This is a genomic window from Citrobacter sp. U14242 (assembly GCF_046555775.1).
GTDB lineage: Bacteria > Pseudomonadota > Gammaproteobacteria > Enterobacterales > Enterobacteriaceae > Citrobacter.
Window position 1 is genome coordinate 62,323 of the sequence record NZ_JBKGLW010000015.1, and the last position, 25,929, is coordinate 88,251.

General features: G+C 44.6%; 30 protein-coding genes and 1 pseudogene. 7 read left to right on the forward strand and 24 right to left on the reverse strand.

What is annotated here, in order from left to right; translation table 11 throughout:
• Positions 1 to 7: 7 nt before the first annotated feature.
• The 14 genes and pseudogenes from sctS to ACLJXE_RS21600 all read right to left on the reverse strand — a co-directional run bounded on the left by sctS (position 8) and on the right by ACLJXE_RS21600 (position 11,492).
• Entirely contained in the window at positions 8 to 268 is a 261-nt protein-coding gene (sctS, locus tag ACLJXE_RS21535; RefSeq protein WP_410751970.1) for a type III secretion system export apparatus subunit SctS, read from the reverse strand.
• A gap of 2 nt (positions 269 to 270) precedes the next feature.
• Positions 271 to 960, reverse strand: a complete 690-nt coding sequence (locus tag ACLJXE_RS21540; protein WP_410751971.1) for an EscR/YscR/HrcR family type III secretion system export apparatus protein — start codon at positions 958 to 960, stop codon at positions 271 to 273.
• Between the two features lie 9 nt (positions 961 to 969).
• Positions 970 to 1,890, reverse strand: a complete 921-nt coding sequence (locus ACLJXE_RS21545) for a FliM/FliN family flagellar motor switch protein (RefSeq protein WP_410751972.1) — start codon at positions 1,888 to 1,890, stop codon at positions 970 to 972.
• Positions 1,887 to 2,762 (reverse strand): hypothetical protein, encoded by an 876-nt coding sequence (locus ACLJXE_RS21550; RefSeq protein WP_410751973.1) that lies wholly within the window; start codon positions 2,760 to 2,762, stop codon positions 1,887 to 1,889. Before ACLJXE_RS21550 ends, ACLJXE_RS21545 begins: the two co-directional genes overlap by 4 nt.
• On the reverse strand, positions 2,750 to 3,199 hold the full coding sequence (locus ACLJXE_RS21555) for a hypothetical protein (protein ID WP_410751974.1): 450 nt from the start codon (positions 3,197 to 3,199) through the stop codon (positions 2,750 to 2,752). The genes ACLJXE_RS21550 and ACLJXE_RS21555 overlap by 13 nt, the downstream gene beginning before the upstream one ends.
• The gene (sctN, locus tag ACLJXE_RS21560) at positions 3,189 to 4,487 is read right to left on the reverse strand and encodes a type III secretion system ATPase SctN (protein ID WP_410751975.1); all 1,299 of its coding nucleotides are present in this window, start codon (positions 4,485 to 4,487) and stop codon (positions 3,189 to 3,191) included. Before sctN ends, ACLJXE_RS21555 begins: the two co-directional genes overlap by 11 nt.
• Positions 4,487 to 4,891, reverse strand: coding sequence for a hypothetical protein (locus ACLJXE_RS21565; RefSeq protein ID WP_410751976.1), 405 nt, complete (start codon positions 4,889 to 4,891; stop codon positions 4,487 to 4,489). The genes sctN and ACLJXE_RS21565 overlap by 1 nt, the downstream gene beginning before the upstream one ends.
• 3 nt (positions 4,892 to 4,894) lie before the next feature.
• Positions 4,895 to 6,935, reverse strand: a pseudogene (locus ACLJXE_RS21570) (EscV/YscV/HrcV family type III secretion system export apparatus protein).
• A 30-nt stretch (positions 6,936 to 6,965) separates the two neighbouring features.
• Positions 6,966 to 7,259 (reverse strand): hypothetical protein, encoded by a 294-nt coding sequence (locus ACLJXE_RS21575; protein ID WP_410751977.1) that lies wholly within the window; start codon positions 7,257 to 7,259, stop codon positions 6,966 to 6,968.
• Positions 7,252 to 8,385, reverse strand: a complete 1,134-nt coding sequence (locus ACLJXE_RS21580; RefSeq protein WP_410751978.1) for an HrpJ domain-containing protein — start codon at positions 8,383 to 8,385, stop codon at positions 7,252 to 7,254. The genes ACLJXE_RS21575 and ACLJXE_RS21580 overlap by 8 nt, the downstream gene beginning before the upstream one ends.
• 3 nt (positions 8,386 to 8,388) lie before the next feature.
• Entirely contained in the window at positions 8,389 to 10,113 is a 1,725-nt protein-coding gene (sctC, locus tag ACLJXE_RS21585) for a type III secretion system outer membrane ring subunit SctC (protein ID WP_410751979.1), read from the reverse strand.
• Complete coding sequence (locus ACLJXE_RS21590; protein WP_410751980.1) at positions 10,097 to 10,330, reverse strand: hypothetical protein; 234 nt, start codon at positions 10,328 to 10,330, stop codon at positions 10,097 to 10,099. Before ACLJXE_RS21590 ends, sctC begins: the two co-directional genes overlap by 17 nt.
• Positions 10,317 to 11,096, reverse strand: a complete 780-nt coding sequence (locus ACLJXE_RS21595) for a helix-turn-helix domain-containing protein (RefSeq protein WP_410751981.1) — start codon at positions 11,094 to 11,096, stop codon at positions 10,317 to 10,319. Before ACLJXE_RS21595 ends, ACLJXE_RS21590 begins: the two co-directional genes overlap by 14 nt.
• A gap of 3 nt (positions 11,097 to 11,099) precedes the next feature.
• On the reverse strand, positions 11,100 to 11,492 hold the full coding sequence (locus tag ACLJXE_RS21600) for a hypothetical protein (protein WP_410751982.1): 393 nt from the start codon (positions 11,490 to 11,492) through the stop codon (positions 11,100 to 11,102).
• Positions 11,493 to 11,713: 221 nt separating this feature from the next.
• Between ACLJXE_RS21600 and ACLJXE_RS21605 the strand changes: the two genes are divergently transcribed.
• The 6 genes from ACLJXE_RS21605 (at position 11,714) to ACLJXE_RS21630 (ending at position 15,723) form a co-directional block, all read left to right on the forward strand.
• Positions 11,714 to 12,988, forward strand: coding sequence for a PrgH/EprH family type III secretion apparatus protein (locus ACLJXE_RS21605; protein WP_410751983.1), 1,275 nt, complete (start codon positions 11,714 to 11,716; stop codon positions 12,986 to 12,988).
• 26 nt (positions 12,989 to 13,014) lie between these two features.
• Entirely contained in the window at positions 13,015 to 13,302 is a 288-nt protein-coding gene (gene sctF / locus ACLJXE_RS21610) for a type III secretion system needle filament subunit SctF (RefSeq protein ID WP_410751984.1), read from the forward strand.
• A 70-nt stretch (positions 13,303 to 13,372) separates the two neighbouring features.
• Positions 13,373 to 13,690, forward strand: a complete 318-nt coding sequence (sctI, locus tag ACLJXE_RS21615) for a type III secretion system inner rod subunit SctI (RefSeq protein ID WP_410751985.1) — start codon at positions 13,373 to 13,375, stop codon at positions 13,688 to 13,690.
• On the forward strand, positions 13,687 to 14,427 hold the full coding sequence (gene sctJ, locus ACLJXE_RS21620; protein ID WP_410751986.1) for a type III secretion system inner membrane ring lipoprotein SctJ: 741 nt from the start codon (positions 13,687 to 13,689) through the stop codon (positions 14,425 to 14,427). Before sctI ends, sctJ begins: the two co-directional genes overlap by 4 nt.
• A 77-nt stretch (positions 14,428 to 14,504) precedes the next feature.
• Positions 14,505 to 15,053, forward strand: a complete 549-nt coding sequence (locus ACLJXE_RS21625; RefSeq protein WP_410751987.1) for a hypothetical protein — start codon at positions 14,505 to 14,507, stop codon at positions 15,051 to 15,053.
• Complete coding sequence (locus ACLJXE_RS21630; RefSeq protein WP_410751988.1) at positions 15,046 to 15,723, forward strand: type III secretion protein HrpE; 678 nt, start codon at positions 15,046 to 15,048, stop codon at positions 15,721 to 15,723. The genes ACLJXE_RS21625 and ACLJXE_RS21630 overlap by 8 nt, the downstream gene beginning before the upstream one ends.
• Positions 15,724 to 15,750: 27 nt before the next feature.
• On the opposite strand, the gene ACLJXE_RS21635 is transcribed toward ACLJXE_RS21630, so the two are convergent.
• From ACLJXE_RS21635 to ACLJXE_RS21645, 3 genes are read right to left on the reverse strand one after another with little or no spacing between them, the layout of a single operon-like run.
• Positions 15,751 to 16,527, reverse strand: a complete 777-nt coding sequence (locus ACLJXE_RS21635; RefSeq protein ID WP_410751989.1) for a hypothetical protein — start codon at positions 16,525 to 16,527, stop codon at positions 15,751 to 15,753.
• A gap of 25 nt (positions 16,528 to 16,552) precedes the next feature.
• On the reverse strand, positions 16,553 to 18,778 hold the full coding sequence (gene sctE, locus ACLJXE_RS21640) for a type III secretion system translocon subunit SctE (RefSeq protein ID WP_410751990.1): 2,226 nt from the start codon (positions 18,776 to 18,778) through the stop codon (positions 16,553 to 16,555).
• 5 nt (positions 18,779 to 18,783) lie between these two features.
• Positions 18,784 to 19,290, reverse strand: coding sequence for a SycD/LcrH family type III secretion system chaperone (locus ACLJXE_RS21645; protein ID WP_410751991.1), 507 nt, complete (start codon positions 19,288 to 19,290; stop codon positions 18,784 to 18,786).
• A gap of 227 nt (positions 19,291 to 19,517) precedes the next feature.
• On the opposite strand from ACLJXE_RS21645, the gene ACLJXE_RS21650 reads away from it, so the two are divergent.
• Complete coding sequence (locus tag ACLJXE_RS21650; RefSeq protein ID WP_410751992.1) at positions 19,518 to 20,450, forward strand: hypothetical protein; 933 nt, start codon at positions 19,518 to 19,520, stop codon at positions 20,448 to 20,450.
• An 87-nt stretch (positions 20,451 to 20,537) separates the two neighbouring features.
• Here the strand turns inward: ACLJXE_RS21650 and ndh are convergent, their stop codons facing one another.
• From ndh to hinT, 7 genes are all read right to left on the reverse strand, one after another.
• Positions 20,538 to 21,842: an NADH-quinone dehydrogenase gene (gene ndh, locus ACLJXE_RS21655; RefSeq protein ID WP_410751993.1), complete on the reverse strand. Its 1,305-nt coding sequence runs from the start codon at positions 21,840 to 21,842 to the stop codon at positions 20,538 to 20,540.
• Between the two features lie 236 nt (positions 21,843 to 22,078).
• Entirely contained in the window at positions 22,079 to 22,621 is a 543-nt protein-coding gene (gene ycfP, locus ACLJXE_RS21660) for an alpha/beta hydrolase YcfP (protein ID WP_286628035.1), read from the reverse strand.
• A 20-nt stretch (positions 22,622 to 22,641) separates the two neighbouring features.
• Complete coding sequence (gene nagZ / locus ACLJXE_RS21665) at positions 22,642 to 23,667, reverse strand: beta-N-acetylhexosaminidase (RefSeq protein ID WP_410751994.1); 1,026 nt, start codon at positions 23,665 to 23,667, stop codon at positions 22,642 to 22,644.
• A 10-nt stretch (positions 23,668 to 23,677) separates the two neighbouring features.
• Positions 23,678 to 24,502 carry a thiamine kinase gene (thiK, locus tag ACLJXE_RS21670; RefSeq protein ID WP_286628037.1) on the reverse strand — a complete coding sequence of 275 codons (825 nt, stop codon included), beginning with the start codon at positions 24,500 to 24,502 and terminating at the stop codon, positions 23,678 to 23,680.
• Positions 24,483 to 25,115 (reverse strand): penicillin-binding protein activator LpoB, encoded by a 633-nt coding sequence (gene lpoB, locus ACLJXE_RS21675; protein WP_286628675.1) that lies wholly within the window; start codon positions 25,113 to 25,115, stop codon positions 24,483 to 24,485. Before lpoB ends, thiK begins: the two co-directional genes overlap by 20 nt.
• Before the next feature lie 22 nt (positions 25,116 to 25,137).
• Entirely contained in the window at positions 25,138 to 25,512 is a 375-nt protein-coding gene (locus ACLJXE_RS21680) for a YcfL family protein (RefSeq protein ID WP_048211964.1), read from the reverse strand.
• Between the two features lie 2 nt (positions 25,513 to 25,514).
• Complete coding sequence (gene hinT / locus ACLJXE_RS21685) at positions 25,515 to 25,874, reverse strand: purine nucleoside phosphoramidase (protein ID WP_005121105.1); 360 nt, start codon at positions 25,872 to 25,874, stop codon at positions 25,515 to 25,517.
• Positions 25,875 to 25,929: the final 55 nt, after the last annotated feature.

Sequence of the window (25,929 nt, forward strand, 5' to 3'; positions counted from 1 at the left end):
GACTCGTTTAAGGTATCTGAAACGCCATTGCCAACACTTCCGCGGCGAAGCTTTTCAAACTTGAGACAAACCACGGCGCCGTCATAAAAAGCGCTGCGCAAACCGCCAATAACTTGATACCAAAAGGTAGCGTTTGTTCCTGTATATGCGTGATCGCCTGAATTATCGCTACCATGATGCCAACCACTGTCGCCACAATCACCGGAACAGCAGAGAGGATCAGGACCATATATAATGCTTTGTTACCAATGTAAAAGATGCTATCCATCGCTACCCTGCCGTCTTCCATAACGCCGCATATTGCATGACCATTCCCGTCGCGATTTTAGACCAGCCGTCGATAGCCACAAAAAGCACCAATTTGATGGGTAGCGATATCGTTACCGGGCTCATCATCATCATCCCCAGGGCCAGCAGGACATTCGATACCAACAGGTCAACAACGATAAACGGAAGGTACACATAGAACCCCAAAATAAAAGCGCTTTTAATCTCACTCAGTGAATAAGCCGCTAACAGAGTAAATAAAGAGCTATTCTCTGCTGTTGGTTTGACGCCTTTAACTTGATGATCATCGGAGATCGGGTATTGTTGCTGATAAATATTGCTAAAAAACATCAGCAACTCTTTGTCCGAAAATCGATATAAATAATTTTTATATCCTGACAATCCATTATTGATAAAATTATCCACCGACTCTACATTTTCAAAACTCACACCTTCCTGACGATAATAATCGTAACCCTGCAGGGCGACGGGAGACATGACAAAGGCAGTCAGCAACAATGATACGCCATTCAGCGTCATATTCGATGGTGCCTGCTGTAAACCAATCGCATTGCGGATCAAGGAAAAAACAATCGAAAATTTGATGAAACAGGTTCCACCTGCAATAAAAAATGGCAGAAGTGTCGCGAGGCTTAGTATGCCTACAAGGCCAATGCTATTATAATCCGTCATAAATATGCCTCACACTGCGCCGTAAATTTTTTCAATCTCCACGGCCAGGCGTTCATTCAGCAAAACCAGTTCGCCTGCCGCGATCGTTTTCCCCTTAATACGAAGTTGAACGCTTACTTTATTAGTATCTATGCCCAAAACGGAATCCAGGACATCACCAGGCTGCATTCGTTTAATATCAGCCAGCGTCATACTGGTTTCGCTAAGCACAAATTCAATATTCAGTTTGAGACCATCCTCACTCCATACTTCGTTTGTTTCGCTATTACTGCTTTGATCATCCATAATATTCTCACTCACTGAAAAATAATCTTGCTCGTACTGCACTGCATAAAATTGTTTGTGCCCCACATACAGGGTAAAACATTCACTTGTAAGCCATAGCACATCACCAATATTCAGTTGGCGGGTATCATTAAGTGATAACGGTGTAAATCCTAAAGATAGTTTCACCGGACAGGGTAAACCGGACCAGTCTGCCGCCATTTCAACCCCAGGCAGGGTTATTGATGCCAGGGCATCTTCCGCAAACCAGATATAACCCGCGCCATTTCCGGTACTGTAGAGTTTCTGTTCCGATGGAGGTCTGTACTCTCGTTGTTGTACAACGATATCTTCCAGAGGGACTGCAAACCACTCGATGCCCGGACGACATTCAGTCAGCAGGCCGCTGTATAGTGTTGAGAGAAACTTCTCGCCAACTTGATGAACAGAAAATCGCGCATCCTGCAGCGCATACATTTCCAGCAATCGGTCAGCAGAGACGAAGAAATTGATCTCTTGTCCTGCAAGCAATCCACTACAACGTACCAGCGATTGCTGCTCTCTCTGCTGATACACGATGAGAGCGATGTCCTGACGCGCGCAATACTGCTTGATTCGACTTTCAACAGGCTCCAGACGTCGCAGGTGTGAAATAATTGCACTCAAGCCTCTTCCTCCTCACTGGAGGCATCCCGTTCAGCCTGATTTTGCTGCTGTTGCTGCTGTGAATTCTGTTGGCTGTGCAAATTATCATTCTGAGCCGGAGTGATATCCATACGCAAAACCTGTAGAGGATGCAACTGCTGAAAGTTTGCCAGTCGTTGCCCAATTTCAGTATCTGACGGTACAACCTGCACCACTGTATCCGCTCTGTTTTGCGCGTGTTCTATCTGCACCCTGGCGCTTTGCTGGGTTGGAAATGTCCAGCGAATTTCAGTCACATCCTGGTTTACTGCCTGATTCGCAGAGGTACTCGCTGCGGACAAATACTGTGTCGGATGCATCATCCCCTTTTCATTCGATCGCGGTAGCGGACTCTCACCAGCGGAGGTATAAATAACATTATCGGTACTCTGTGGCTGGAGGACAGCAGGGACCACTGTGTTGTTCGGTAAGATATGCGCCGAAGCCGGTAAGTGTATAACTTCATCATCGGGACTGAGAGACAGGGTTGTTTTCAGCATTTCCATATTGAAATCCCCAACAACAGGCAACGTCTGACCGTTATCATGCCGTTGAGGTGATGTAGCAAATTTATCAACGGTTTCTACCGTCTTATCCTGACGCTGTCCCGTGAGTACTGCTAATACATTTTGCGGCAATACGGGCTGCATGTTCATGAAAATCATCTGCGCGGAGGCTTCCACATTTTTTTCATCATTACCTGCAAGATCTTTTGTTTTACCATGCCGTCCTTGTCGGTTTCCCTGATCGTTCAACACCTGTTGCATGATTTCATCAGCAGATATCACGGTATCTTCCGTGCTGGCTTGGCCTGATGAGATTTGCCTTACTGGAGTAACTCTTATATTTTCCATGACGTACTTTCCTCTGTCAGAGATTCTTCCCGAGCCATGATTTTAATATTCCGTTGGCGTTTAACTTGTTGGCGGCACAATGACCATTTACGTTTTTTCCGTTCATATCTGGCCCGTAATAACTTCAGCTGGAGTTTTTCATCCTCTTGTTGAAGCTTACTCTGCGCTAACTCATTTTCTTCTGTTTCCAGGCGATACAAAGCAGAAAGTAGTAATGATTCTTTACGTTTGGTGTTATAGATTGCATGTTTAGTTAACTCTTTTTCTGCAATACCATTCCACAGATTAATAATATCGTAACTTACATCTATCCTTTTCTGAGAGTTAGCTGCAAGTAATCTCTCTAATCGTTCTATTTCCCGCTCACTACGAATCACTTTCAATACAATGCTATCGCAGTAAGTTGAATATAAATTCTCCATCCTTTTATATGGCATACAAATACTCCAGCATTTGTTCAAATGATGTTTTATCTATCATTTTTTGCTGTAAAAAAGCCATTAACGCATCTTTTTTCTCAACAATACTATCCGTTGCAGGGTTTTCACCGGGTTGGTATTCCCCTAGTTCAATCATTAGCTTTAACTCATCCAGTTTTGACAGATAATTACGAAACAGTGACGCAGCTTCTCGTTGTTCATCTGACGAAACAGCACGTGTCACACGGCTAACGCTACGTAAAACATCAATTGCGGGATAATGGCCCGTACCTGCCAGTTTCCGGGAAAGATAAATATGCCCGTCGAGAATGGAACGAACTTCATCACCAATTGGGTCAACCTCTTCTTCTTCTTCAAGCAGTACGGTGTAAAACGCCGTAATACTACCCTGCCGCGTTTTTCCACTGCGCTCGAGAATGCGGGGTAAATTATCAAATACAGAAGACGGATAACCACGCCGAGCAGGCATTTCCCCTGCAGAAAGTGCCACATCACGAAGTGCGCGGGCATATCGAGTCATCGAATCAATCATCAGTACCACATTCTTACCTGCATCACGAAAATATTCGGCAATAGTGGTAGCGATAAGCGCGGCGTTCCGGCGTTCGACGGCGGGCCGGTCAGATGTTGAATACACGACCACCGTTTTATCTCGTTTGTCTTCAGGTATCCCTTCTGCTAAAAATTCAGTGACTTCACGCCCTCGTTCACCTACCAGACCGATAACATAAACATCAGCCATAGAATGGCTAATAATCATCGTCATCAAGGATGTTTTACCAGCACCTGCGCCAGCAAAGATCCCAACTCGCTGGCCAATTCCACAGGTCAGCAGCCCATCGATTGCCCTTACGCCCGTTGAAAATAGCGTATCAATAGGACGTCGTTCGCTGTAATCCGGCGGCGATTGCATTATTGGCCGCTGCACGGCAATAGTATCAGCGGCCGTTTGTTGAGCGAAGCGTTCACAGATCTCACCTTGTGCATTAATCACTGTACCTAACGTATTTAACGATAGTGAAAGCGAAAATACGCTGCCATCCGGTACGACAATATCAGAACATGAAATACCATCGGAGCCACCTAGCAGGCACAGGACTGCATTATCTTTATTAAACCCTATGGTTTCTGCTTGCCCTATAAAATGCCGATCGTTCAGTGAACGATAAATTCGACAACGCTCGCCCACAAAAGTATGGCGCAGAGGAGCAGTAATTATCGAACCATGAATCGACGTTATTCTGGCATCACAACAAAAGATATCACGCAGCGAGATCTCTTGCATTATCTCAGTACCTGGGTAAACGTTTCAGAATAATCAAAAAACTGACCAAGCGCATCCGCCAATAAATCACCTTGTTCGATAACATCGTTACCAAGAATGGCTCGCAATACTAAGTCACCATCATTTTCCAGTAACTGAAGTTGACCCGTTGCAATCCATTCATGATTTTTCACCAACGGCTCAATCAATTGTGCCGCACCATTTAATAACGCTTGACTATTATATTTAGCAAGTATACACCAAAGCATAACGACATCTTCAGTAGTACTACACAGAATCGAGCTTCTGTCATTAAAACTCAGCTCGATAGTTGAATGATGGTCTATATCAGAAATCAGCGCTGAATCACAGCCCATAATTTCAAGCGCATTTTTAAGAGTATTGACAATCTTTGAAGTATCCATTTTTTAATCCACCATTTTAATTACATTGACTTTTACACTTTCTGATATTTCACCAAATGAAATGACATCCAGGTCAGAAAATTGTGACATCATCAAACGCTTTGTATAGCGCCTGATATCAACCGCTGTTAGCAATACCACATCTTTGCGGGAAAGATTACTCAGATGTTGATCAAACCGATTCATGACGAATTCATTATCTGCGGGCTCCATGTTAATAAACGATCCCGAAGCTGCTGTTTTAATTCCTTTGCGAATTTTTCCCTCCAGTTCTGGTGACAACACCATAACCAGCAAAATATTATCAGAGGCAAATTTATCCGAGATATAGCGCGCCAGAGCGCCACGAACATGTTCTACCAGTTGAATGGTATCCCTCTCCTTCCCCCCCCCATAGAGCCAAAGCTTCCAGCACTGCCTTCATATTACGAACGGAGATTCGTTCACTCAGTAAGCGCTGTAAAACTTCCGAAACACGCTGAACTGTACAGTGACGGTATGTTTCCTTTAACAACTCTGGATATTGACGCTCCAGTTTGTCCATAATATTTTTTGTTTCCTGGATACCAAACAACTCCGCAATTTGTGCTGTCACTATAGATTGAAAAGAAAGCATCATTTCATCTTCCGCGCCCCGTAAATTAAATCCCAGGGACCGGCATAACTCGTGGCTATGTTCAGTAACCCAGTATTCTTTATTATCACCATTTTCAATGGTGATAACCTCAACGCCAGGAAGCTCAATCATTCCTTCAAGATTTAAAATTTTGAAGTGTTCAAAAAAAACGGGAAACTCACCTGCGGATACTTCATTAATCAGTACCGCTGCCCGATTTTGAGCCACATTGGGACTCATTACGACATTCACCCGCGAAAGCTCAACACCATAATTAATATAAAACTCCCGTGAAAAGCGCATGCTAAAGTGTTCCAGGTCGAGTTCGCTAAACCCTTGCTCAGGAAGCATTACCATTAATGGTACTGTTTCTGGTAATAAATCTGACATCGCCGTTAAAGTCGAATCTCTTTCACTTCGGGATGAGCCACCAGTAATTCCAGTATTAGTCATTCCTCCAGTAACCGCGGCTTGTCTCTTCGCTTTCATAAGTCTACTAAAGAAAACAGCAAGAATAATGCTCGCCATTAGCACAAAAATAAATAATGGGAAACCCGGTAAACAACCAATCAAAATTGCCACAACTGCTGTGACGATTAACACAAAATCGCGCTGAAAAATCTGGTCAATGATATTGTTACCAAGATTCTTACCATCCTCACTGACACGTGTCACGACAAAACCAGTGCCAACAGAGATAAGCAGTGCGGGGATCTGCGCAACCAGTGCATCACCGATAGTTAAGATCGTATAAACATCGGTCGCAGTGCTAAATGACAAACCATGGCGTCCCATCCCAATAGATACGCCACCAATAAAGTTAACAAAGATAATGACAATACTGGCAATCGCATCACCTTTGATAAATTTCATGGTGCCATCCAGGGCTCCGTATAGCTGGCTCTCTTTTTCCAGCATTGAACGACGCTTCTGCGCTTCATCTGCATCAATATTGCCAGCACGTAGATCTGCGTCAATACTCATTTGTTTACCTGGCATCGCATCCAGTGAGAATCGCGCGCACACTTCTGCAACCCGCTCTGATCCTTTGGTTATGACAATAAATTGAAACAATGTCACAATGGCAAATATAATAAAACCAACAATAATATCGCCTGCGATAACAAAATTACCAAATGTCGTAATAATATGCCCTGCATCGGCCTGTACCAAAATCATACGACTGGTACTGATAGACAGAGCAAGCCGGAATAAAGTAGTAATCAGCAACAAAGATGGAAGCGCTGAAAATTCAAGCACTTTCTGTATATAAAATGTGCCAATAAATATCAAAATTGAAAATGTGATATTGAACGCCAGAAGAATATCAATGAGCCAGGTTGGCAATGGAATAATAAGCATTGCCAGTATTGATATCATTAATACAACCAGGAAAAGCTCAGGCCTTTGTGCTATTTTTTGCCACATAGTTTCATACCACTGCTGTCAAGATTAACTCTAGCCAATGTGTTTTATAGCTCGACTATAGATATGCGCTATATTGGGTTTTTTCTGCAAAATGCAAAAGTAAATCTCGCCACGAAATGATAGCATCTGCTCATCGCTATCAAGTGCTTCGCTATTATTATATAGCCAAGCCGGTAGGTCGATCTCTGGCATCGGTACTTTTGTCATAAAAAAATACCATAGTTCATATCGACAACAACGAAATGACATCCCCTGAAATGTGATCAACACCTCTTCACCAGGCGCTAAATGGCGAAGTTGTGTATCCAGTGCAATATCATCCATATACTTTTCCTGTCAGCGTAACACGAGAATATCCATCGATAATCAGTGCAATGATATTTTCCACGCTCGCTTTTATTTTCTCCGCATCCATTATATCTTCTGAAAATAGCGCAAAGGGTAGCTGTTTTATGGCCATATAAATATGCTGAACGAAATTATTCTTATCATTTTTCGGATAATATTTCATGCAGTCCTCAACCAGATTCATTGTTAATAGTCTGGTATTATCAGGTTGGACAATAACACTGAGGAAAAAATTCAAAAGTTTGAACTCCCACTCAGAACCAGAAGGAATATACTCTCCGTCAGACATCATGTTCATGAAAACCTGGTCAGCCGAGCGCAATATATTCATTCTGAAGTTAGCTTCAAGTACTGAACCGAATTCCAGTGAACTGCAAGAAGGGTCATAGCTATTAATATCACAATGCAATGCATGCCTATAATAGTCCATAACAATATATCTATTCTCGATGCCGAATTTTTCAATAGACATTTGATAAATTTCAATTGGGTCCAGATCCTGCGTAAGAAAACTCTCATAGGCTCCACGCAGCAAACTTTCATTTTTTTTCAACCGCACACTAAATTGTTTTGCCGCTTTGGCGCTGTTGATGCCAGCTTTTGCTTTTTTCTTATCAGGCCCCTTCATCAGCATATCAAGAGTGGATTCCAAAAGTTCCAGCGGAACATCAGGAAGCTCATCCTCTCCTTCTGCTTTTTTTTTCTTCTTCATCAAAATAAAAGCATGGAGCAGCAGTGCAATTTGTGCGGGGTCAGGAAACAATTGGTGCATGAAATTAAGCAGTTGCTTTGCTGCCATTGCTCCCCCCTTAGCAAAATCGTTAATTTTAATTACACAATTGGGGCTTTCTTCTTTAATCGATGCTTCACATTCTGCAGCAATGCTCTCTGCTGATGATGATTTCGCTTTTGCTGTCCGGTTATTTTGCAGAAATGAACTTAATAGTGCAGACATATCATCTGCCATATCCATCGCCACAGAGACGGTGCTTTTCTCAACCCTTACCTCTGCGTCATCCTGCATTCTGGCAAGCGTAGTGATCAGTTCATTAGCCCCTCCCACATTATTCATGCGGGACATGGAAGAACCTTCCAGTGCCATACATTACTCCGGTATTTTGATTAGCGAACTTTTAATGGCATCCCAACCATCATTAACGTAACCGTTTAGAGACTCTTTACTGCTAAAATCATCATTAAGGATTTTAGGCTGAATCAAAAAAAGTCTTACCGCCTTGGAGGTGTTGTTTGTCGTGGTTCTGAACAGACCACCAATCCAGGGAATATCGCCAAGGAGAGGGATTTTTGTTACACCATCAGATAATTGATCGCGAGTATAACCACCAATTAATAAATTCTGCCCTGCGGAAACCCTCGCCATCGTGCTGATAGACGTATTCCCAACCACAGGGAGTTGATCGACCATTGCCGTATCCCCTTGATTATCCGATACCGTATTACCATCCGTAATATCAACATTCATCTCGACGAGTTTATTATCATCAGAGACCATAGGAATGACGTTAATTGAGGTTCCATAAGTCACCGTCTGGAGTGAAACTTCCCTTTCTCCCATTAACTTGACATAGAAACTGCGAGAATTATCAAAGATAGCAGGTATATTATCCTGAGCTAAAATAATCGGTCGCGAAACAATATTTGCCTTATCTTTCTGGCTTAGAGCATTGACTGTGGCCAGAAATGTATCACTTTCACTACTGGATAATATGCTTGTGGCATTAAAAAAAGACTGGATGTTTGAACCAATTTTATACTGCCCTTGCCAGTTAACTCCGATCTGGTCCAGATCGTCTTTATTAACATCAATAATCCACAAAGAAAACTCAACCTGCCTGCGTGGAATATCCAGCCGCGCGATGAGATCTTTGACCATATTAATCTGTTCTTGAGTTCCTTTAATAAGCAAACTATTTCGACCAGTAAACGGCAACACTTTGATTCCCGTTTCGTCATATCGCCCTATCCCGACGTTATTAACTTCTGCGCTGACGCCAAACTCAGGTTCACCTTGCGATGCTACGTCTGCCGTCTGGGTAAATTTGTCCTGTTTCTTTACTGCAATAGTACTCTTACCCTCTATGCGGGTATCACTCAGAAGATCGTTAATAGTAGAAGCAATACCTTGTATTATCTTGGTTTGTCCTCGATAAGTGTAAGAACGGTCATCAACAAAAACATGGCGAAGTTTAACAGCATCAACCACTAACTCATTATTTGATGAACTATAATCATTCCCCATAAAACCAGCGATACCGACAATAATGTCAATATATTTAGGTGGCCCTGAAATATAAAGAGTACTGGTGGAAAGATTCATTTTTAATGGATAGCGCTTATCATACATCCCATTTTCATGCAAGAAATTCTCTAAATCCCTGTAATTTCTGGCGGGAAAATGGACAACCGCAGTTTTAGCTTCCGATGCCTCATAAATATAGTATATCGCACCATCAAAATACCATATCAGCCCAAGATCCTGCGTAATCCGTTCGATCATTCCCATTGGTTTATTCAGATCAAACCGTCCTGTGACTGAATATTTCCTGGCCCGAGAGCTGACAATTATAGGTTTTTTCAACTGTGATGAAATAGCTTTAAATACAAAGTCAACGCTCTTATTACTTGCTGTAAAACTGTTTATTTGTGTTGCTGAGTCAGCTGCTGTTGCATCGTTTATAATCGATGAGACGGGATCTACCGTATCATCTACCCTCTTATCGACAGCAATAGCATCACCCACTGGGTTCAACAAGCCCAGAAGTAAAATAGCGCTAAGTTTTCTGTTAGCGAATTTATTCCTGAAACACATTAACATATCCATCCATGATATATGAAAAAAGAGGCATACTTGTTCCTTCAATAATATGCAAATAAATCCAGCCGTCGTTAATGCTGATGCGACAGGGTACGGACTGGCAAAGCTTAACCATCAATACTGAGAGCAGAGCATATTTATCAACAAACCACTCATCCGTTAACGGAAATAGTCTATATTTATCTTTTATGCCAATATCAAAGTCGTTCATTGGCTTTCCTTACTGACGATGGCGTCATTCCCATAGAAGACAATATGACCTGACAAATATGTGATGATGAGGCAAATCCATTGTTCATTGCAACTCTGGTAATGTTTTCTGGCGACTCCAGAAGCTCCAGGGTTGTTGTTGCCAGACGCCACGCTTGAATTTTAGATTTCGCGGTATCGCCAAAATATAACTGTGTTTTCTTTCTGAAATACGAATATGATAAACCATAGCGTTCGCTCAATTCATTTATTTTATCATAAGACTTATAATTTTCGATAAGATAGCGTGTAAGAACATAAGACTCTTGCAGCCTAATAAAATGGCACAATGCTGAAAATTCATTATCTCTTTCACCAGACAAATACCTCATTATAAATCCCTGTTCCACTTGTCGATAGCTTAGATACAAAGTCTCACAGTTATTGACTTGAGGAAAAAAGAAACCTTTAGCAGGCGTATCACGAGGACTCTCATAGGCAATGTCAAGAAAAGCCAGCAGCTCTGCAAAATACCCGAAATTTATCAGGCCACATAAAACAACTGGCGTTATCGTAGCAGGACGAATTTTAGCACCATAAAGCAGATATTGATGATATTTTCCCTGCTCACATAAATTCCAGCGATACCCCATACTGTTAGACTTTTCCCTGTCAGTACGTATTGACGGTGTATCAGACTTCAACCCAATACAGAGCAAAAAATTTCCACAAAGTTGTTTACGTCTGAGCTCATGTGCTGATCGCCATTCGATTTTCTTTATGTTCATATTTTAAATCCGTGGCTCATCAGATAGCTGAATACCGGAAATTTCCATTTTTCCGCTGTCATCAACATCCGCCATTAACATTACAGCTTCGTTAGTGCAACTAGTAAGATAACGATCCAATTTCGAATCAGGGCTTTTTATCGTTAGTTTTTTCTCTTTCAGAACCCAGGCAACTTTCACCTCTGACACTTGTGCAGTAGCAAGGTATTGTGTTGTACAATAAACAAGCTGTTGTCTGAAAAGGTGTGTCGTTTGTGCGCTCTGGTCGTCAGGGACTAATGCAATATCATTCTTCAGCTTACTATTTTTATTTGGTATACAGCCAGTTAGCGCAATTGATGCTACAACTGCAGCTAACCACAATACTGGCCGACTCCATATCAAATACTTTTCCATGTATCCGCAGCTCCATAAAACGGCATCTTTTGTGTTACGAGAGATCTCGCCATTTATCACTCAACGCTTCCTGCAAGAAAGAGATTAATGCCTTCTGGAAGAACAGTATCTAAACATTTGTTTATTTCTCCTCTTTTTCAGATTAATAAATAAATGTTTATTTGTTTTTTATCTATATCCCTTAAACTGCCCCCAGTTCCACTCTTTTGTATGGGATATTTATGGAAGACAGTTCGCAGAGCGCAGATATGGATTACCTGCCCCATTATGTTATGAAGGTGCTTTCTGGCCCTATGTACGGCGTGGATATCCCCCTGCCACACAGTGAAACCGTATACGTAAGCTTCATTTCTCAGGAACAATTGCTAGCGGTCGAACAAGGTGAAATGCAATCCCTTTTCAACAGCACCAATAGTATTGTTGTTCCGTCACCTGAAGCACAGAGCACCACTTTTTTATTATCATTTACATTGTCATCGAATGAATCTGGTATCTCAGTATTTAGCCAACTACTTTCTACAGCAGGAGCCCCCGTCTTTCAGGCAGAAGATGATACCCCAGCAAAAGAGTCTTTGTTACTTAATACACCGATAGAAATTGGCCTGGTCACCGTTGCGTTAAGAGCGGAACATGATGTATGGCATCAAAATGTATTAAGCAATCAGAAAAAATTTGTGTCTCCTATTACTCCTGATGTTAACAGTAGCCTTATTGTTGATAATAACTCGCCATTACATTCCCGGTGCTTGAAAAATCGATTTTATCGACTGACGCTGCTGTGTACAGTTCTTCTTATATTTTTCTCTGCTATTTTTGTTGGTTATTTTTTTATAGCGGATAATAGTACTTCAGTACGTAGTGCGCTGTTGCCTATTGCCCCCGATATCATTAAGTTAAAAAGTGGTGACGTTTATATTATTGCGAAAACTGATGCCAATGCGGAATGGGGCTGGCAGGCATTGAATAAAGATAACATAAATACCAACAGTATTCATATGATATCTCTTGAATCTGTGCGTCTGGAACTACCAGCATTACTTCATGAAATGAAAATGCCATTTCATCGTCTGGAGCTAACAGGGTCACGAGATATCTCTATCGCATTTAGCAAAGAGCGCTGTACTGAAGCCATTTGCAATATTGCCTTCAGGGCTTTTATTGCCAAAAACTATCCGTGGATAAGTAATATTTCAGTGGACTGGTTTTCTGATACCGATATTGTGGCATTAGCAAGCCGCAAGCTAAGTGATTTGCAATTGCAGTTTACAACCAGCATTATGCCCTCCAATTCCCGATTTATTATTCATGGTGTACTGGAGGGAGAGCAGTATTCAGCACTTGAAAACACCATGAGCAGTTTCATGCATGAGTATGGCAGCGAATATATTCAGTTTGTTTTTGATCTGGAAGAACCGGGGTTACGTCCTTTAACTTTTCGAAGTGGTGATGATAGCTACGCCATTACCTCCGATTATCACTGGCTTTACCCCTACTAGTTATATGTTAATGAAAGGAAGCTCTTATGGTTGATTTTACTAATATGACGCACGCGGCCAGCAGTGTAAATGATCTGGCATTTGGAGAAGGGTATATTTCTAATATGGCCCTTGGGTTTGAATCTGGAACAGCAGACCTTAAAAAAAATCTGGACGACGCGTTAAATACGTTACAAAACGACCCCAGTAACCCAGCAAACCTTGCAAAATACCAGAGTGCATTATCAGAATATACTCTTTACAGGAATGCTCAATCTAACGTTGTAAAATCATTTCGTGATATCGATCAGTCAATTATTGCTAACTTCAAGTAAAGGGAGCGTGTGGCGATCAAGTATATTATTTCGTCACTACTGATTCTACTCACGGACATGGAGTATTAATGTGAGTTTAACTATTAGCCAGATATCTCCGCAGATATTGCGGTCGACTACATTGTCTGAACCCCAGCCTTCTTTTATTACAGGTGATCTCATTGATTTAGACACACGTCTGTCCGAAGAGATTTCCCGTCAAGCAGTCGGCTCACAGATTGAAAAAGATCGAATTACTGCCGCATTAAATAACCCAGCTATAACGTCTGATCCAGAACAATTGGCACAGTGGCAGGCTAGATTAAGCGCCTACACGGTGGATACCAGTCTCATGAGTACGTTGGCGCGTAAGGGCGTTTCCGCCATTGAGACATTGATAAAAACATGATGAAGCTTCTGAATGCTAAATCCGCGCTGTTATTGATTATATTCTTTCTCTGTGGCTGTAATGAGAAATTAGCCGACCAGCTATCTGAACGCCAGGCTAATGAAATCGTTACACTGCTGGAAGCGAATAATATTGATGCACGCAAAGTGGACAGCGGCAAAGGTAAATACTCTATAGAGGTCGGGTCAGAAAGCCTGGCGTCAGCCACAACGTTACTGACAGCCTATAAGCTCCCCTCCTCTGAGGATATTGAGATATCTCAACAATTCCCTGCTGATGCCATGGTTTCAACACCTTTAGGCGAAAAAGCACGGTTAATTTCTGCCATTGAGCAACGCCTTGGACAGACATTGCAGGAACTTGAGAATATCACAAGTGCGAGAGTACACCTAAGCTACCCAGGAATCAGCCCTGAAAATAATGAGTCATCATCGATGGTCGCATCTGTATTAATTATGTACCGCGGCACAATTGATGAAGCAGGATATACCGACAAAATCCGTCGGTTTGTCAAAAATGGATTACAGGATATGCATTATGAAAATATCTCTGTTGTCATGTTTCGTCAGTCAATGCCGCTTCAGTCGAAGAAAATTACATCTGCTTACCCCGTATGGGGATATACGTTTGTGATTGTTTCGGTTGCGATGATGTTGATTCTCATTGTACTCGGTATTTTCTGGTCACGCCTGTCCGGATTATTTTCATCGAGGAAAAAAACGGCTGATAATACCTGACCGTATCAGTACTGCGTTCCCATGGGGAGACGATGCTTTCGTCCCCCCCTTTTCTTATCATCTTTTTCGAGATACTTATGGATAACATGCTGGTGCTGAGCAAAATACTACTTATGCCGGCCGAATGGACGCATACTGCCAGACTTGAAAAATGGCGGAGAGGGCAGAATGCTCTTCCTCTTTGCGTCATAAACAGCCTCCTGTTACAGGAAAACCATTTTGATATTGACCCGGCTTCACTTACCGAACAGAACTGGTTTTTTATTACCCGCTGGGAGCGATTTTATCCCGCCGCCATGATGACAGCAGCCCGACAACTGGCGCCGGTTTTTTTACGCTTTCCCGCCAGTCTTAGTCTGTTAAATGCCGAGCAGCGCGCCTTCCTCTACGTGCCGTGGTTTCCATCCACACAGACAATAACGGATAATCAACAACCTGATTTCAATACTCTCGAGCAACAGGCTTATACGTCATTAATGAAAGCGATGCATAATCGCTTGCCTGAACCACTCATTCCACTGTTAGCTTTTCTTTTCCCCGAACACTGTAAAAAGCCGCAGTTCAATGCGGATCAAACCTATCCAGAAGACTACTCTCTGTTTCTGCAGGCCATAGAATATGCTTAGACGAATCTCGCTTTCATCCAGGTTACCGCTACCCGACTCTCCTCTTATCAAAGCCAATTGGCTACGTACCGCCACAACCGTAACCAAACTTGAACATCAGGCCAAAATTCAGACGCAACGTGCACTGCGTGATGCCGCCGTTGAAGCTGACAAACTACGATCAGAAGCATGGAGTGAAGGTTATAGCGAAGGAATCCAGTGTGCATTACAGAGTGTCATTCACTATATCGACAATATTGAATCTGTGACATCTCGTCTGCTACTTCAGTCACAACAGCAGTTGGAAGAACAGTTGCGGCAACTGTTTGCCAATGAATCCTGTATAGAAAACATGCTTGCGCTGCTGGCTCATCATATGGGGCGTGAGAAAATTGCCGAACGTAAAGCGATCATTTCCTTTCCAGTTCACGCTGCTCGAGCGGCTGTCACTATACGCAATAATTTTCAGCAGTGCGGAATTGAGGCCGAGCTACGCACAAGTCCACTCGAGGAGCTACGCGTCGAATATGGGCAGGAAATCTGGCGCTGTAACTTTCTTCGGCAATCTTCGCAACTGGCTCAGTTGGCAATAAAAGCGACTTTTGAACAGCAGGTAATACCCGAAAAACTTACCGAATTTCGCCGTCTTGCACGACAAGATCTGGTCGAAAAACTGGCCGCAGGAAAATAAGCTGAGAATTATTACCCTACAAAAAAATCAGGCTTTCAGATTGCTACTCACCGTCGAAACCATATCAGCCGAAGTATGGCGGATATCAGACAGCAGAGACAGTAAGCTGGTCATAACTTGCGCTGCTTTCTGCGCGGTCTCTTTGTCCATTGACATGGTTTGATCCAGCATATGGCTGCCTGCAGTAAGCGTGCTTTGCTCTGCTTCCATATTTTTCATTTGCATATCGAAAACACCATCGGTCGTCTCTGCCATGCCATTGAACGCTTGTTGTGTCGACATGGCCAGGGCGGGACTTTTAAACGTCACGCCAAAAGAAGTTACAGCACCTGCTGCATGAATGGCTCCGGCCGTAATGCCCTTGTACAACGCCATCTCCCCTTGCTTGCGCAATTCATCTGCTGCAGCACTTGTCAAATTTTGACTGAGCGTCCCAAGTTCGCTTGACATCTTATTACTGGCTACGGCGGCGTCATTTTCTGATTCGATCATTGCAACAATCAGGGCAACCAGTGAGCTGGCTTTCGGCATCGCCACCGTTACCATATTGCCCGTCCGGGTATCGCTACTTCCCAGTCCCGCTTGTAATTGATTAAGCAACTGTTGCGCTTCTTTTTGCAATGCCGCTTTGTCACTATTTTTTCCATCAGCCCCTTTATAACCTTCACTGGCAAGCTTCACCAATGCCTGATAAGCCTGAGTGTCTTTAAAATCTGCTGCCGACGCAGTCTGCGCAGTACCCGCACTGGCACTGGTATTAATATAAACATTACTTGTTGTTGCTGAATAAACTGAACTAACCATAATATATATCTCCTTTTAATGAATATTATGCGCGAGTCTGCGCCAGAATTTGTTTACCTACCTGCATGGACATCCCTGATGCCTCGGTCTCACCTTTAATAATGGCATTCATGGTTTTCATCGTATTGCTGTAATTCTCAAGGACTATATCCATAAGTTGCCTAACAAAATCAGTGTCTTTCATTATTTCCATTAACTGAGCAGAAATCTCATCACGTCGCTGTTCATAGACACCATTGCCCACAGAGGAACCTGCTGATATTGATTGACTAGCAGCCATTGACGCATACATCGTTACTTTAGCGCTCACCCGAATAACTTTTTTTGCACTACCGAACATAATCTTTTTCGTCGTGATTTTCGCCATGGCTTTTGCCGTGACTTTAGCCACCGATGCTCCAATATGCGTCGTTACGCGACCTAACAGTTTCGATAGCCCACTTATATTCATCCCCTTTTTCGTCAGTACCGCTATGACTATCATTAGCGCGATTAGCGTTATCACGGCGAGTATTTTTGATATCATCGCACTAATACCCATCGCTTCAAACATTTTAGCGATACCGTCCACTATGCCGCCGAACGCTTTCGCCATAAATGACACTCCGGTAACAGCTTTCGTGATCAGATCCGATGTTGTAAGCGCAAGACCAATAACAAAAAATACGGCCGTCGCGCCACCGCTAATAATAGCGGTGATAGCCCCTGCCACCATCATAATTGCACCGACAACTTTACTGACCCAACCAAAAATTTTGTTCATTCTTTTTTGTTTTGCGGTTTCTTTCTCAGACTTCTCGGTCTGTTTTTCCAGTTCAGCTTGTTTAGCGGCCTGTTGCGTTTTCGCCAGCGCCATGTTGTTTTTTAATGTTTCTTCATTGCATTTGCCTAAAATTGTCACGAGCTCAGCCATCAGCAAATCCACTTTATTAATGCCATTGCCGGTTTGACTTTTATTTAGTTTGTCAAGTTGCTGGAGGGCCTGTGTCTGGTTGAGCACAGTGGGTAACGCGGCATTTGCTTCATTTAATGAAGCATTGGCAGTATTAAGTGCCTGCTGTGCAGCGGCGATGTTTTGTGCCGCCAGCGCAACATTATTTTGCGCGACGACCTGAGCGGCAACTGCCTGTTGTAAAACATTTTTCGCAATGGCAACCTGGTCTTCTGCAGCCGCAATTTGTGCTCTCAGCGTTTTTATGCTGGCTAAACTGACTTTAATATTCTGCAGGTCCTCTTTTGCATCTGTAATATCTTTCTTCACCTCAGCGGCATATTGTCTTAGCTGACGCCCTTCATTTTCATCGGGCCAGTCCGCGCTGTTTTGCACAAGCGTATTTAATAACTTGCCAACATCATCCAGAAGCGATTGTATTTCAACGACAATCGCTTCCATTTCCGCTAACAAGCTGGGGTCGGAAATAGAGGCAGGATTGTCTTTAATTAACTGTATAAGTGCTGCCTTTCCGGTTTCGATTGCCTGAAGATCAGTCAGGATCTGCTGTGCCTCCCCTTTTCCGGAAAGATTTGACTGCGCGATGGAATCAACAACCTTAGCCAAATCACGAAAGGAAGCTTTCGTTTGATTAGAGTGGTCTTTCAGTGAGTCAATGTCACGACTTACAGAGGCTTTTAGAGAAGAGAGTGGATAATCAACATCGCTATGCACATTTGCGAACGCCTGATTTGCATCATCCAATGCTTTCGACGCGTTATTCACCGCCGCATTTGCTTCAGTCAGTATTTGGTCGGCATTCTCTTTTTGTGCTTGCGCTGATTGCACACCGGCCTCAGCCCCATTGACTTCGGCTCGTGCATTTTCTACATCAGCTAGTGCCCCGGTTGTTATCGCTGATGCGCTGTTATTAATTATCTGGCTGGTTTGACTACGCAGTTTCTGCGTCGCGATCGCCGAGTCACCTAGCGCTACAGATAATTTTGCCAGAACTTCCGCCATTTCATAAGTTTGAGATTCCGTTTTCGCCGTGGTGGTTGGCGCTGTCGCCTGCTGCGTCGTCAATCCCGACGGCAAAATCGATGGCGCACGCAGCATTGGCTTCCACGGGTCACCCGTCATCGCCGATTTATCTGTTTTGGTGACCAGTTTCTCTTGCACGATTTTCAGTGCTGCATTTCCCTCACTGCTATTCGTGGTCGTAACATCATTCTTAGCAATAGTTACGCGTTCAACATCACTTTCACTGTTTGCTTGTGGCGTGACCTGCGTAGCAGGTTTAGCAGTTACCCCTAACATAGTTTTTATCCTTCATTTTCTTCGTTAATCGTCGCTAACGCCCGAAGATAGATTTCTGCACGTTTTACCAGTTCCTGGTCTTTCTCGTGCGCAACGACTTCTTCAAATGAATCGCGTGCTTTCGAATAATTGTGCAAGTGCATATAGCACTGCCCCGCTTCAAAAATGGCCCGCAAATCATCGCCATCCAACGCATAGACAATCGCATAAATATCCAGCGCATTTTTGTACTCTTGCTTCAACTGGTATACTGCCGCCAGACCAAATGCATAATCAGGATTATAGAAGTCATACGTCATCAAAAATTTAAAAAAGTGCTCCGCTTTTTCGATTTCTCCTTTTTGATAATAATCGTAAGCGCAGGCATAAAAACCGTTCATCAGCTTGTCAGGTATACCGTATAACTGCTTGCGGGTCGCCCCGGATGAAAATAAATCCTCTAAAAACTGTTCGCGATTTTCTTCTGAAATCTTTTCAAGCATGTCATCCATCAAAATATCACTATCGTCCATACATAAATCCTTTTTATTTATAAATCAAATATCTTGAGATCAGGAAAACATAGCGATTATCGCAAGTTGCATTCATGAAATATATAAATAAAGATTTAGAAAACAGATATCGGACACCAATATTCTTCAGGTGCCGTCGTAAACAGGAGCGTTTTTTGGAAGTTTGATTATCCTCATAGCAATATGATTACCAAGAAACACATAAATAATGACACAGGATGCTTTATATGAATATTCATCAACAAGTAAGATTTAGCCATGTGGTACAAACTCAGGAAACTGCAAATATAGATAAAACAGATAATTCGAAGCACAAACACAAAACTCATTTTTCTGAAAAACTAAGTGCAGTAAAAATGTCTGTAAAAAAATTATTTCACTCAGAACAAAAAATAAGCTTGCCATTGGTAGTCATAAGCTCGCCATTAGCAGTCACTCCCGATAAGCCATTTACAAAGAGTATGTCTACTTATATCGAAAAATATGGAGCAGACTCTGAATATGTTGCAGATCTAAAATCTAAACATAGCGTTGCGGATTCCGTAAATCAGAATCATATCGCCCCTCTTTTTGAATCCATGATTTCAGGATACGAAAAGGGAGACTCTCCATTAAGGTCAACTACTGGTGCAGCGACGCCTGAAAAATCCAGTATTGCATTATCAGAGATAGAAGCCCAAACCGAGCCTGATAGCGCGGTCTCAGCTAATATCCTCCTGACCCTCGTGAGGTCTGAGCGTATTCCACATATATCTGATGGCATAAAAACACTTAGCATGGATCAACCGTCATTCAATAACTATATGGATAATAAAATAAGAAGACTTTCACCAGAGGACCAAGCAGTAACAAATGATCTCTTCAAAACATTTGGCTCGAAAATAGTAGTTGAGGATGAAATAGGCCAAGCGCCTAGCAAAACAAGCCTCAAAATGTCTGATTTTGTGACTACTTTTTGCATGCAGGGCATTATAGACGTTGAGCAATTAACGGCAGATGTTAAATCCTTAGACCAAACTCAGGTAAATATAGTCGCGGACAGTATAAGAAATGAGATACTAGGTGACTCGAAAGAAGTATATGCGGGAGCAGCAAACAATTGGATAGGAAAAGGCATTGCGAATAAATTAGCGAGTTACATGCTCACAAAAGTACCGTAAAACTACTTGTAAACAGAAGACCAGAAGTCGCACGCCAGAAATGCCACACTCACTACCGGGCCACTATGTGGCCCGGTTATTTTGATATTAATGCAGTTTCAGGCGCGGACGGATCACACGGTTGATACTGCCAACCAGCATCATCAAACCAGTTTTGAAATAACCGTGCAGCGCAATCTGGTGCATGCGGTACAGCGAGATGTAGACGAAGCGCGCAATACGCCCTTCCACCATCATTGAACCGCGCGTCAGGTTGCCCATCAGGCTACCGACGGTAGAGAAATTGGACAGCGAAACCAGCGAGCCGTGATCTTTATACTGATACGCCTTCAGCGGCTTTCCGTTCATCTGCGCCAGAATGTTGCTCATTGCGCACGATGCCATCTGGTGCGCAGCCTGAGCGCGCGGTGGGACAAAGCCCCCTTCCGGGCGTGCGCAGGACGCACAGTCACCAATCGCGTACACGTCAGGGTCGCGAGAAGTCTGCAGGGTTGGTTCAACCACCAGTTGGTTAATGCGGTTCGTTTCCAGACCGCCAATGTCTTTCATAAAGTCCGGTGCTTTAATACCTGCCGCCCACACCATCAGATCGGCTTTGATGTACTCACCATCTTTGGTATGCAACCCACCTTCGTCAGCGCTGGTCACCATCGTTTGGGTCAGCACACGCACGCCCAACTTGGTCAGCTCATTATGGGCTGCGCTGGAAATACGCGGTGGTAACGCAGGCAGAATACGCTCACCAGCTTCTACCAGCGTCACGTTCAGCGCTTCGTTGGTTAGCCCTTTGTAGCCGTAGCTGTGCAGCTGTTTCACTGCGTTATGCAGTTCGGCTGAAAGCTCCACGCCCGTTGCACCACCGCCGACAATGGCGATATTCACTTTGCCGTTCGCGCCCAGGTTTGCGGAATATTTCAGGAACAGATTCAGCATTTCCTGGTGGAAGCGACGCGCCTGGTGCGGGTTATCGAGGAAAATACAGTTCTCTTTGACGCCCGGCGTGTTGAAATCGTTGGACGTACTGCCCAGTGCCATCACCAGCGTGTCATATGGCACTTTACGCTCAGGAACCAGCAGATCGCCTTTCTCGTCTCGCAGCTCAGCAATGGTAATGGTCTTCGCTTCACGATCGATATCCATCACCGAACCCAACTGGAACTGGAACCCGTGGTTACGGGCATGTGCCAGATAGCTCAGCGCATCGACACCTTCATCCAGCGATCCGGTTGCCACTTCATGCAGCAACGGTTTCCACAGGTGGCTGTGGTTTCTGTCTACCAGCGTGATTTTTGCCTTTTTCTTACGACCCAGTTTTTTACCCAACTGCGTCGCCATTTCCAGCCCGCCAGCACCGCCGCCGACAATCACGATCCTTTTCAATGGTGTAGTCAACGTGACCCCCTCAAATTTATTAACCAATTGTTAATTAAAAGTTATTAGCATAGCCTTTAATTAACAATAAGTTACAGCAATGAAAATGTTCTTCGAGACTGAGAATAACACGAACGGTGCATTGGTCATACCAAAATTGATATGTATCAAGTTTTGATGCTGAAAAGATAGACAACCCAAACTTTTAGGACAAAAAAACCAGCCCGAAGGCTGGTTTTTTAAACGCTCATTGAGGATTAACCTAGCGTCTTAAACGCTTTGATTCGCTGCAAATGTGGAGAGATATTTTTGAATTTATGGGTTTGTTCTTCATCCCATACAATTTCATAGTAATGATGTAGCGCCTCCGACGAACGCTGGCTGTTCAAGGCTTCATCATGGCGTGACAGAATAACCAGGCAGCGATCGCGATTCTTCTCGCGGAAGTTGGTCACACATTTTGTGGCGATATCAGCATACTCTTCCGGCCTGTCGATTTTCCCTTCCATATTCTCATACGGGAACAGGTTAGGGTTAAACACCACCTGACGAATATCACACAGGAAACCAATCCGTTCAGCCCAATATCCCCCCAGCCCAACACCGCAAATCAACGGTCGATCATCCACATTAAGCTGCAACATTTTATCTACTTCTTTCAGCAGATGCTGCATATCATGTTTAGGATGCCGTGTACTGTAGCTAATCAGCCTGACATCCGGGTCAATGAATTGCAGTTGCAATACTTTCTCGTGGTTGCCCGGACTGTTAGAGTCAAAACCGTGTAAATAGATAATCATCGCATCCTCGCAAACTTGCGTTAATGACCTGCTTTCTCTTCCTGCCAACGCTCATGAAGCTGGTTGAGCTGGGCGCTTACTGTCTTCCAGCGAGCCGAGTCCATCAGTTCCTGACGTGAAAATGAACCTTTATGATACAAACGTGTAACACGTTCTGCATTGATCGGCGACAGATTATCTAAAACACTGACCGCACCCTTACGATTATTGCAGACCAGGATCATATCGCAACCTGCATCCAGTGATGCCTGCCCGCGCTCTGCGTAGCTCCCCATAATTGCTGCGCCTTCCATCGACAAATCGTCGGAGAAAATCACGCCCTCGAAACCGAGCTCCTGGCGAAGCACCGTTTTCAGCCAGTGGGGTGAGCCGCTCGCGGGTCGCGGGTCTACATCACTGTAAATGACGTGCGCTGGCATAATGGCATCCAGTTTGTTTTCAGTGATTAACGTCTGGAATACCGACATATCTTTCGCGCGGATCTCGGCTTGCGGACGCGGATCGGTTGGCGTTTCTTTATGCGAATCCGCCGTCACTGCGCCATGTCCGGGGAAGTGTTTTCCGGTCGTTTTCATACCGGCCGCATGCATGCCATCAATAAAGCGGGTTGCCATCGCCAACGCTTTCGCGGGTTCGGCATGATAAGAACGTTCACCAATCGCAGCACTGATATGCCCCACATCCAGAACGGGCGCAAAGCTAATATCAATATCCATCGCGATCATTTCACTGGCCATCAGCCATCCAGCTTCCTGAGCCAGTTTGCCCCCCTCTTCCAGCCCATGCAGTGCAGCAAAAGATTGCGCCGCAGGCAGACGGGTGAAACCTTCACGAAAACGCTGGACGCGTCCCCCTTCCTGATCCACTGCCACCACCAGATGATTGCGCGACGCGGCACGGATCTGGCGAACCAGCTCACGTAGCTGTTCCGGGTCATGATAATTTCGGGTAAAGAGGATTAACCCACCTACCAGTGGATGCGCCAGAATCTCACGCTCTTCAGCGTCCAGCTCATACCCTTCGACATCCAACATTACTGGGCCCACACTGCTCTCCTTATCCTTTTATTGTTAGCTGCCGCCAGGTTTCATCGGCCAGCCTGATAAATTGTCGATCGCCGGTTTGTTGCCAGCGATACTCGAACCATCCCACCTTCAGCATCATCACCCACAGCTGCCAACGCCTGACCTGCCGCCACAGGACATCGGGTTCACTATGCGCATGTTTGGCATAGGCATGAACCAGCTGTCGGCGCTGAGATTCATCCGCGGCCCACACTGCCGCGAGTTCCAGAGCTATATCACCGTCTCCGGCATATTCCCAGTCGATTAACCGTAGTCCCGACGCCGTGCGTACAATATTGTCGCCGTGAACATCCATATGCAATGGTCCCAATCGTAAGGGGCGAGGCTCACCTTTGGTTCTTAGCCGCTTTAGCAGTTGCAACCAGCGCGGCGTTCGGCGCGTCGGATCGCTACACTGCCAGTACTGTTCGAGCAGTGGCAACAGGCTGATTCGCCAACCCAAACGGGGTTGCTGATGCAAATAATACAGTAAGCCTGCGAGTTCGTCGGCTTCCGGTAATCTGGATTCTACCTTACCGTGAAAAAAATCGACTGCCATCCACCCCCGCGTATAAAAACGGGGGCTGGGGGCAAGATTCTCAGGCAGTTGTTTTAACGCGTGATACTGGCGTAGAAAATGCGATTCTGGCGCGTAAGGATCGTGATGACAGCGCAGCACTAAACGGTGGGCCTGATGTTCGATGATGCAGCTCCCGCCGCTCAAACCGCTTTGGCTGGGTACGACGGGATGATACTGCGGGAAATAGCGCGACAAAACTTCATCGCGCGTCAGTCTGTTATTGTTGCTGAACGGCACCTTTACCTGACCAGATTATCTCGCCAGTTTGTACCAGCATTAATTGCATTTGCAGCGAAGGTGCATTGACGTTACCGGAAGCGCTGGAATAGAGCACATACTGAGCACCAACGTTACGGGCAATACCAATCGCTTTGCTGCGTGTTCCCAGGCTATCGTTCGGCGACAGACCCAACTGCTGCTTGGCTACTGCCAACTGCTGTGCAGAAACCAGGGTAAATTTACCATTATTCGCCAGTGCGTTTCGCAAAGTCTCGGTGGCATCACCTGCGTTCAAGGAGCCGTTGGTACGGTTATTTACGCTATCAACCAGCAGTACGCCTCCCGCTTTCACACCCTCAGCTTGCAGCATTTTGCCGACCATCGGCTGCATTGCCCCGTTCCAGTCATAATGACGCTGACGTGGGGTTGGCTGCGCCGTTTGGTCCTCGTGTTCAATCGGACCCGGTTGCTGCGGTATAGTAGGTACCGTTGGCACAACCGGCACTGGCTGTTGCGGTTGTGCGGGTTGTTCCGGCACCGGCTTCACTTCCTCTACCGGCGCTGGCTCACGTTGAGCCACACAACCGGAGAGAAACATCGCCAGCGCGGCAATCAATGCGTAGCGATTCATTTTGATCTTCAAGATTCACCCCTTACAGATAAAGATAAAGCCTAACCTTGTGCGCCCCCAGATAATTGGCGCTGCCGTACAGCGTTACCGACGAACGAGCCGGAATAGTCATGCTGCGTGGCGCTTCCAGAGGGTGCATCTCCAGCCCTCTGGCGTCATACCAGTAAAACCGATAATGAACGGTGACAGGTTCTTGTCTTTCGTTATAGAGTCGTGAGGATGCAGAAGCCTGAATATCAGACGTTGTTAACTCAGGCGGCTCTGCGGTTATACCCGCCGCCAGTACTGTTGATTCCATCACCAGAGACTGCTCATCACTGACCGGAATTTCCGGGTGTGAACGACAGCCAGCCAGCAACAGCAGACCCAACGTAAGCGCAATGCATCCTCTGGTCATTATTAAAGACCTTTATGCGCGAGCATTGGACCAAGCGCACGTCCACCCAGCAGATGCATATGAATGTGATACACCTCCTGACCGCCGTGACGGTTGGTATTCATAATCAAACGGTACCCATCTTCGGCAATGCCTTCCTGCTCAGCAATTTTCGCCGCCACGGTAATCATTCGGCCCAGCGCCTGCTCATGCTCTGCCGTCACATCGTTGACGGTTGGGATTAAAACGTTCGGGATGATCAGAATATGCGTTGGTGCCTGAGGTGAAATATCACGAAACGCAGTGACCAGCTCATCCTGGTATACGATGTCCGACGGAATTTCACGACGAATAATTTTGCTGAATATAGTTTCTTCTGCCACGACGTTTTCCTTTTTCATTAAGAGCCCATGCGTTGTGTCATGCTACGCCGGGTGA

Excerpts from the sequence above, each read along its gene's own strand:
- sctS (WP_410751970.1), bottom strand. The coding sequence starts at position 268 with ATGGATAGCATCTTTTACATTGGTAACAAAGCATTATATATGGTCCTG.
- ACLJXE_RS21540 (WP_410751971.1), bottom strand. The coding sequence starts at position 960 with ATGACGGATTATAATAGCATTGGCCTTGTAGGCATACTAAGCCTCGCG.
- ACLJXE_RS21550 (WP_410751973.1), bottom strand. The coding sequence starts at position 2,762 with ATGGAAAATATAAGAGTTACTCCAGTAAGGCAAATCTCATCAGGCCAA.
- ACLJXE_RS21555 (WP_410751974.1), bottom strand. The coding sequence starts at position 3,199 with ATGCCATATAAAAGGATGGAGAATTTATATTCAACTTACTGCGATAGC.
- sctN (WP_410751975.1), bottom strand. The coding sequence starts at position 4,487 with ATGCAAGAGATCTCGCTGCGTGATATCTTTTGTTGTGATGCCAGAATA.
- ACLJXE_RS21565 (WP_410751976.1), bottom strand. The coding sequence starts at position 4,891 with ATGGATACTTCAAAGATTGTCAATACTCTTAAAAATGCGCTTGAAATT.
- ACLJXE_RS21575 (WP_410751977.1), bottom strand. The coding sequence starts at position 7,259 with ATGGATGATATTGCACTGGATACACAACTTCGCCATTTAGCGCCTGGT.
- ACLJXE_RS21580 (WP_410751978.1), bottom strand. The coding sequence starts at position 8,385 with ATGGCACTGGAAGGTTCTTCCATGTCCCGCATGAATAATGTGGGAGGG.
- sctC (WP_410751979.1), bottom strand. The coding sequence starts at position 10,113 with ATGTGTTTCAGGAATAAATTCGCTAACAGAAAACTTAGCGCTATTTTA.
- ACLJXE_RS21590 (WP_410751980.1), bottom strand. The coding sequence starts at position 10,330 with ATGAACGACTTTGATATTGGCATAAAAGATAAATATAGACTATTTCCG.
- ACLJXE_RS21595 (WP_410751981.1), bottom strand. The coding sequence starts at position 11,096 with ATGAACATAAAGAAAATCGAATGGCGATCAGCACATGAGCTCAGACGT.
- ACLJXE_RS21600 (WP_410751982.1), bottom strand. The coding sequence starts at position 11,492 with ATGGAAAAGTATTTGATATGGAGTCGGCCAGTATTGTGGTTAGCTGCA.
- ACLJXE_RS21605 (WP_410751983.1), top strand. The coding sequence starts at position 11,714 with ATGGAAGACAGTTCGCAGAGCGCAGATATGGATTACCTGCCCCATTAT.
- sctF (WP_410751984.1), top strand. The coding sequence starts at position 13,015 with ATGGTTGATTTTACTAATATGACGCACGCGGCCAGCAGTGTAAATGAT.
- sctJ (WP_410751986.1), top strand. The coding sequence starts at position 13,687 with ATGATGAAGCTTCTGAATGCTAAATCCGCGCTGTTATTGATTATATTC.
- ACLJXE_RS21625 (WP_410751987.1), top strand. The coding sequence starts at position 14,505 with ATGGATAACATGCTGGTGCTGAGCAAAATACTACTTATGCCGGCCGAA.
- ACLJXE_RS21630 (WP_410751988.1), top strand. The coding sequence starts at position 15,046 with ATGCTTAGACGAATCTCGCTTTCATCCAGGTTACCGCTACCCGACTCT.
- ACLJXE_RS21635 (WP_410751989.1), bottom strand. The coding sequence starts at position 16,527 with ATGGTTAGTTCAGTTTATTCAGCAACAACAAGTAATGTTTATATTAAT.
- sctE (WP_410751990.1), bottom strand. The coding sequence starts at position 18,778 with ATGTTAGGGGTAACTGCTAAACCTGCTACGCAGGTCACGCCACAAGCA.
- ACLJXE_RS21645 (WP_410751991.1), bottom strand. The coding sequence starts at position 19,290 with ATGGACGATAGTGATATTTTGATGGATGACATGCTTGAAAAGATTTCA.
- ACLJXE_RS21650 (WP_410751992.1), top strand. The coding sequence starts at position 19,518 with ATGAATATTCATCAACAAGTAAGATTTAGCCATGTGGTACAAACTCAG.
- ycfP (WP_286628035.1), bottom strand. The coding sequence starts at position 22,621 with ATGATTATCTATTTACACGGTTTTGACTCTAACAGTCCGGGCAACCAC.
- lpoB (WP_286628675.1), bottom strand. The coding sequence starts at position 25,115 with ATGAATCGCTACGCATTGATTGCCGCGCTGGCGATGTTTCTCTCCGGT.
- ACLJXE_RS21680 (WP_048211964.1), bottom strand. The coding sequence starts at position 25,512 with ATGACCAGAGGATGCATTGCGCTTACGTTGGGTCTGCTGTTGCTGGCT.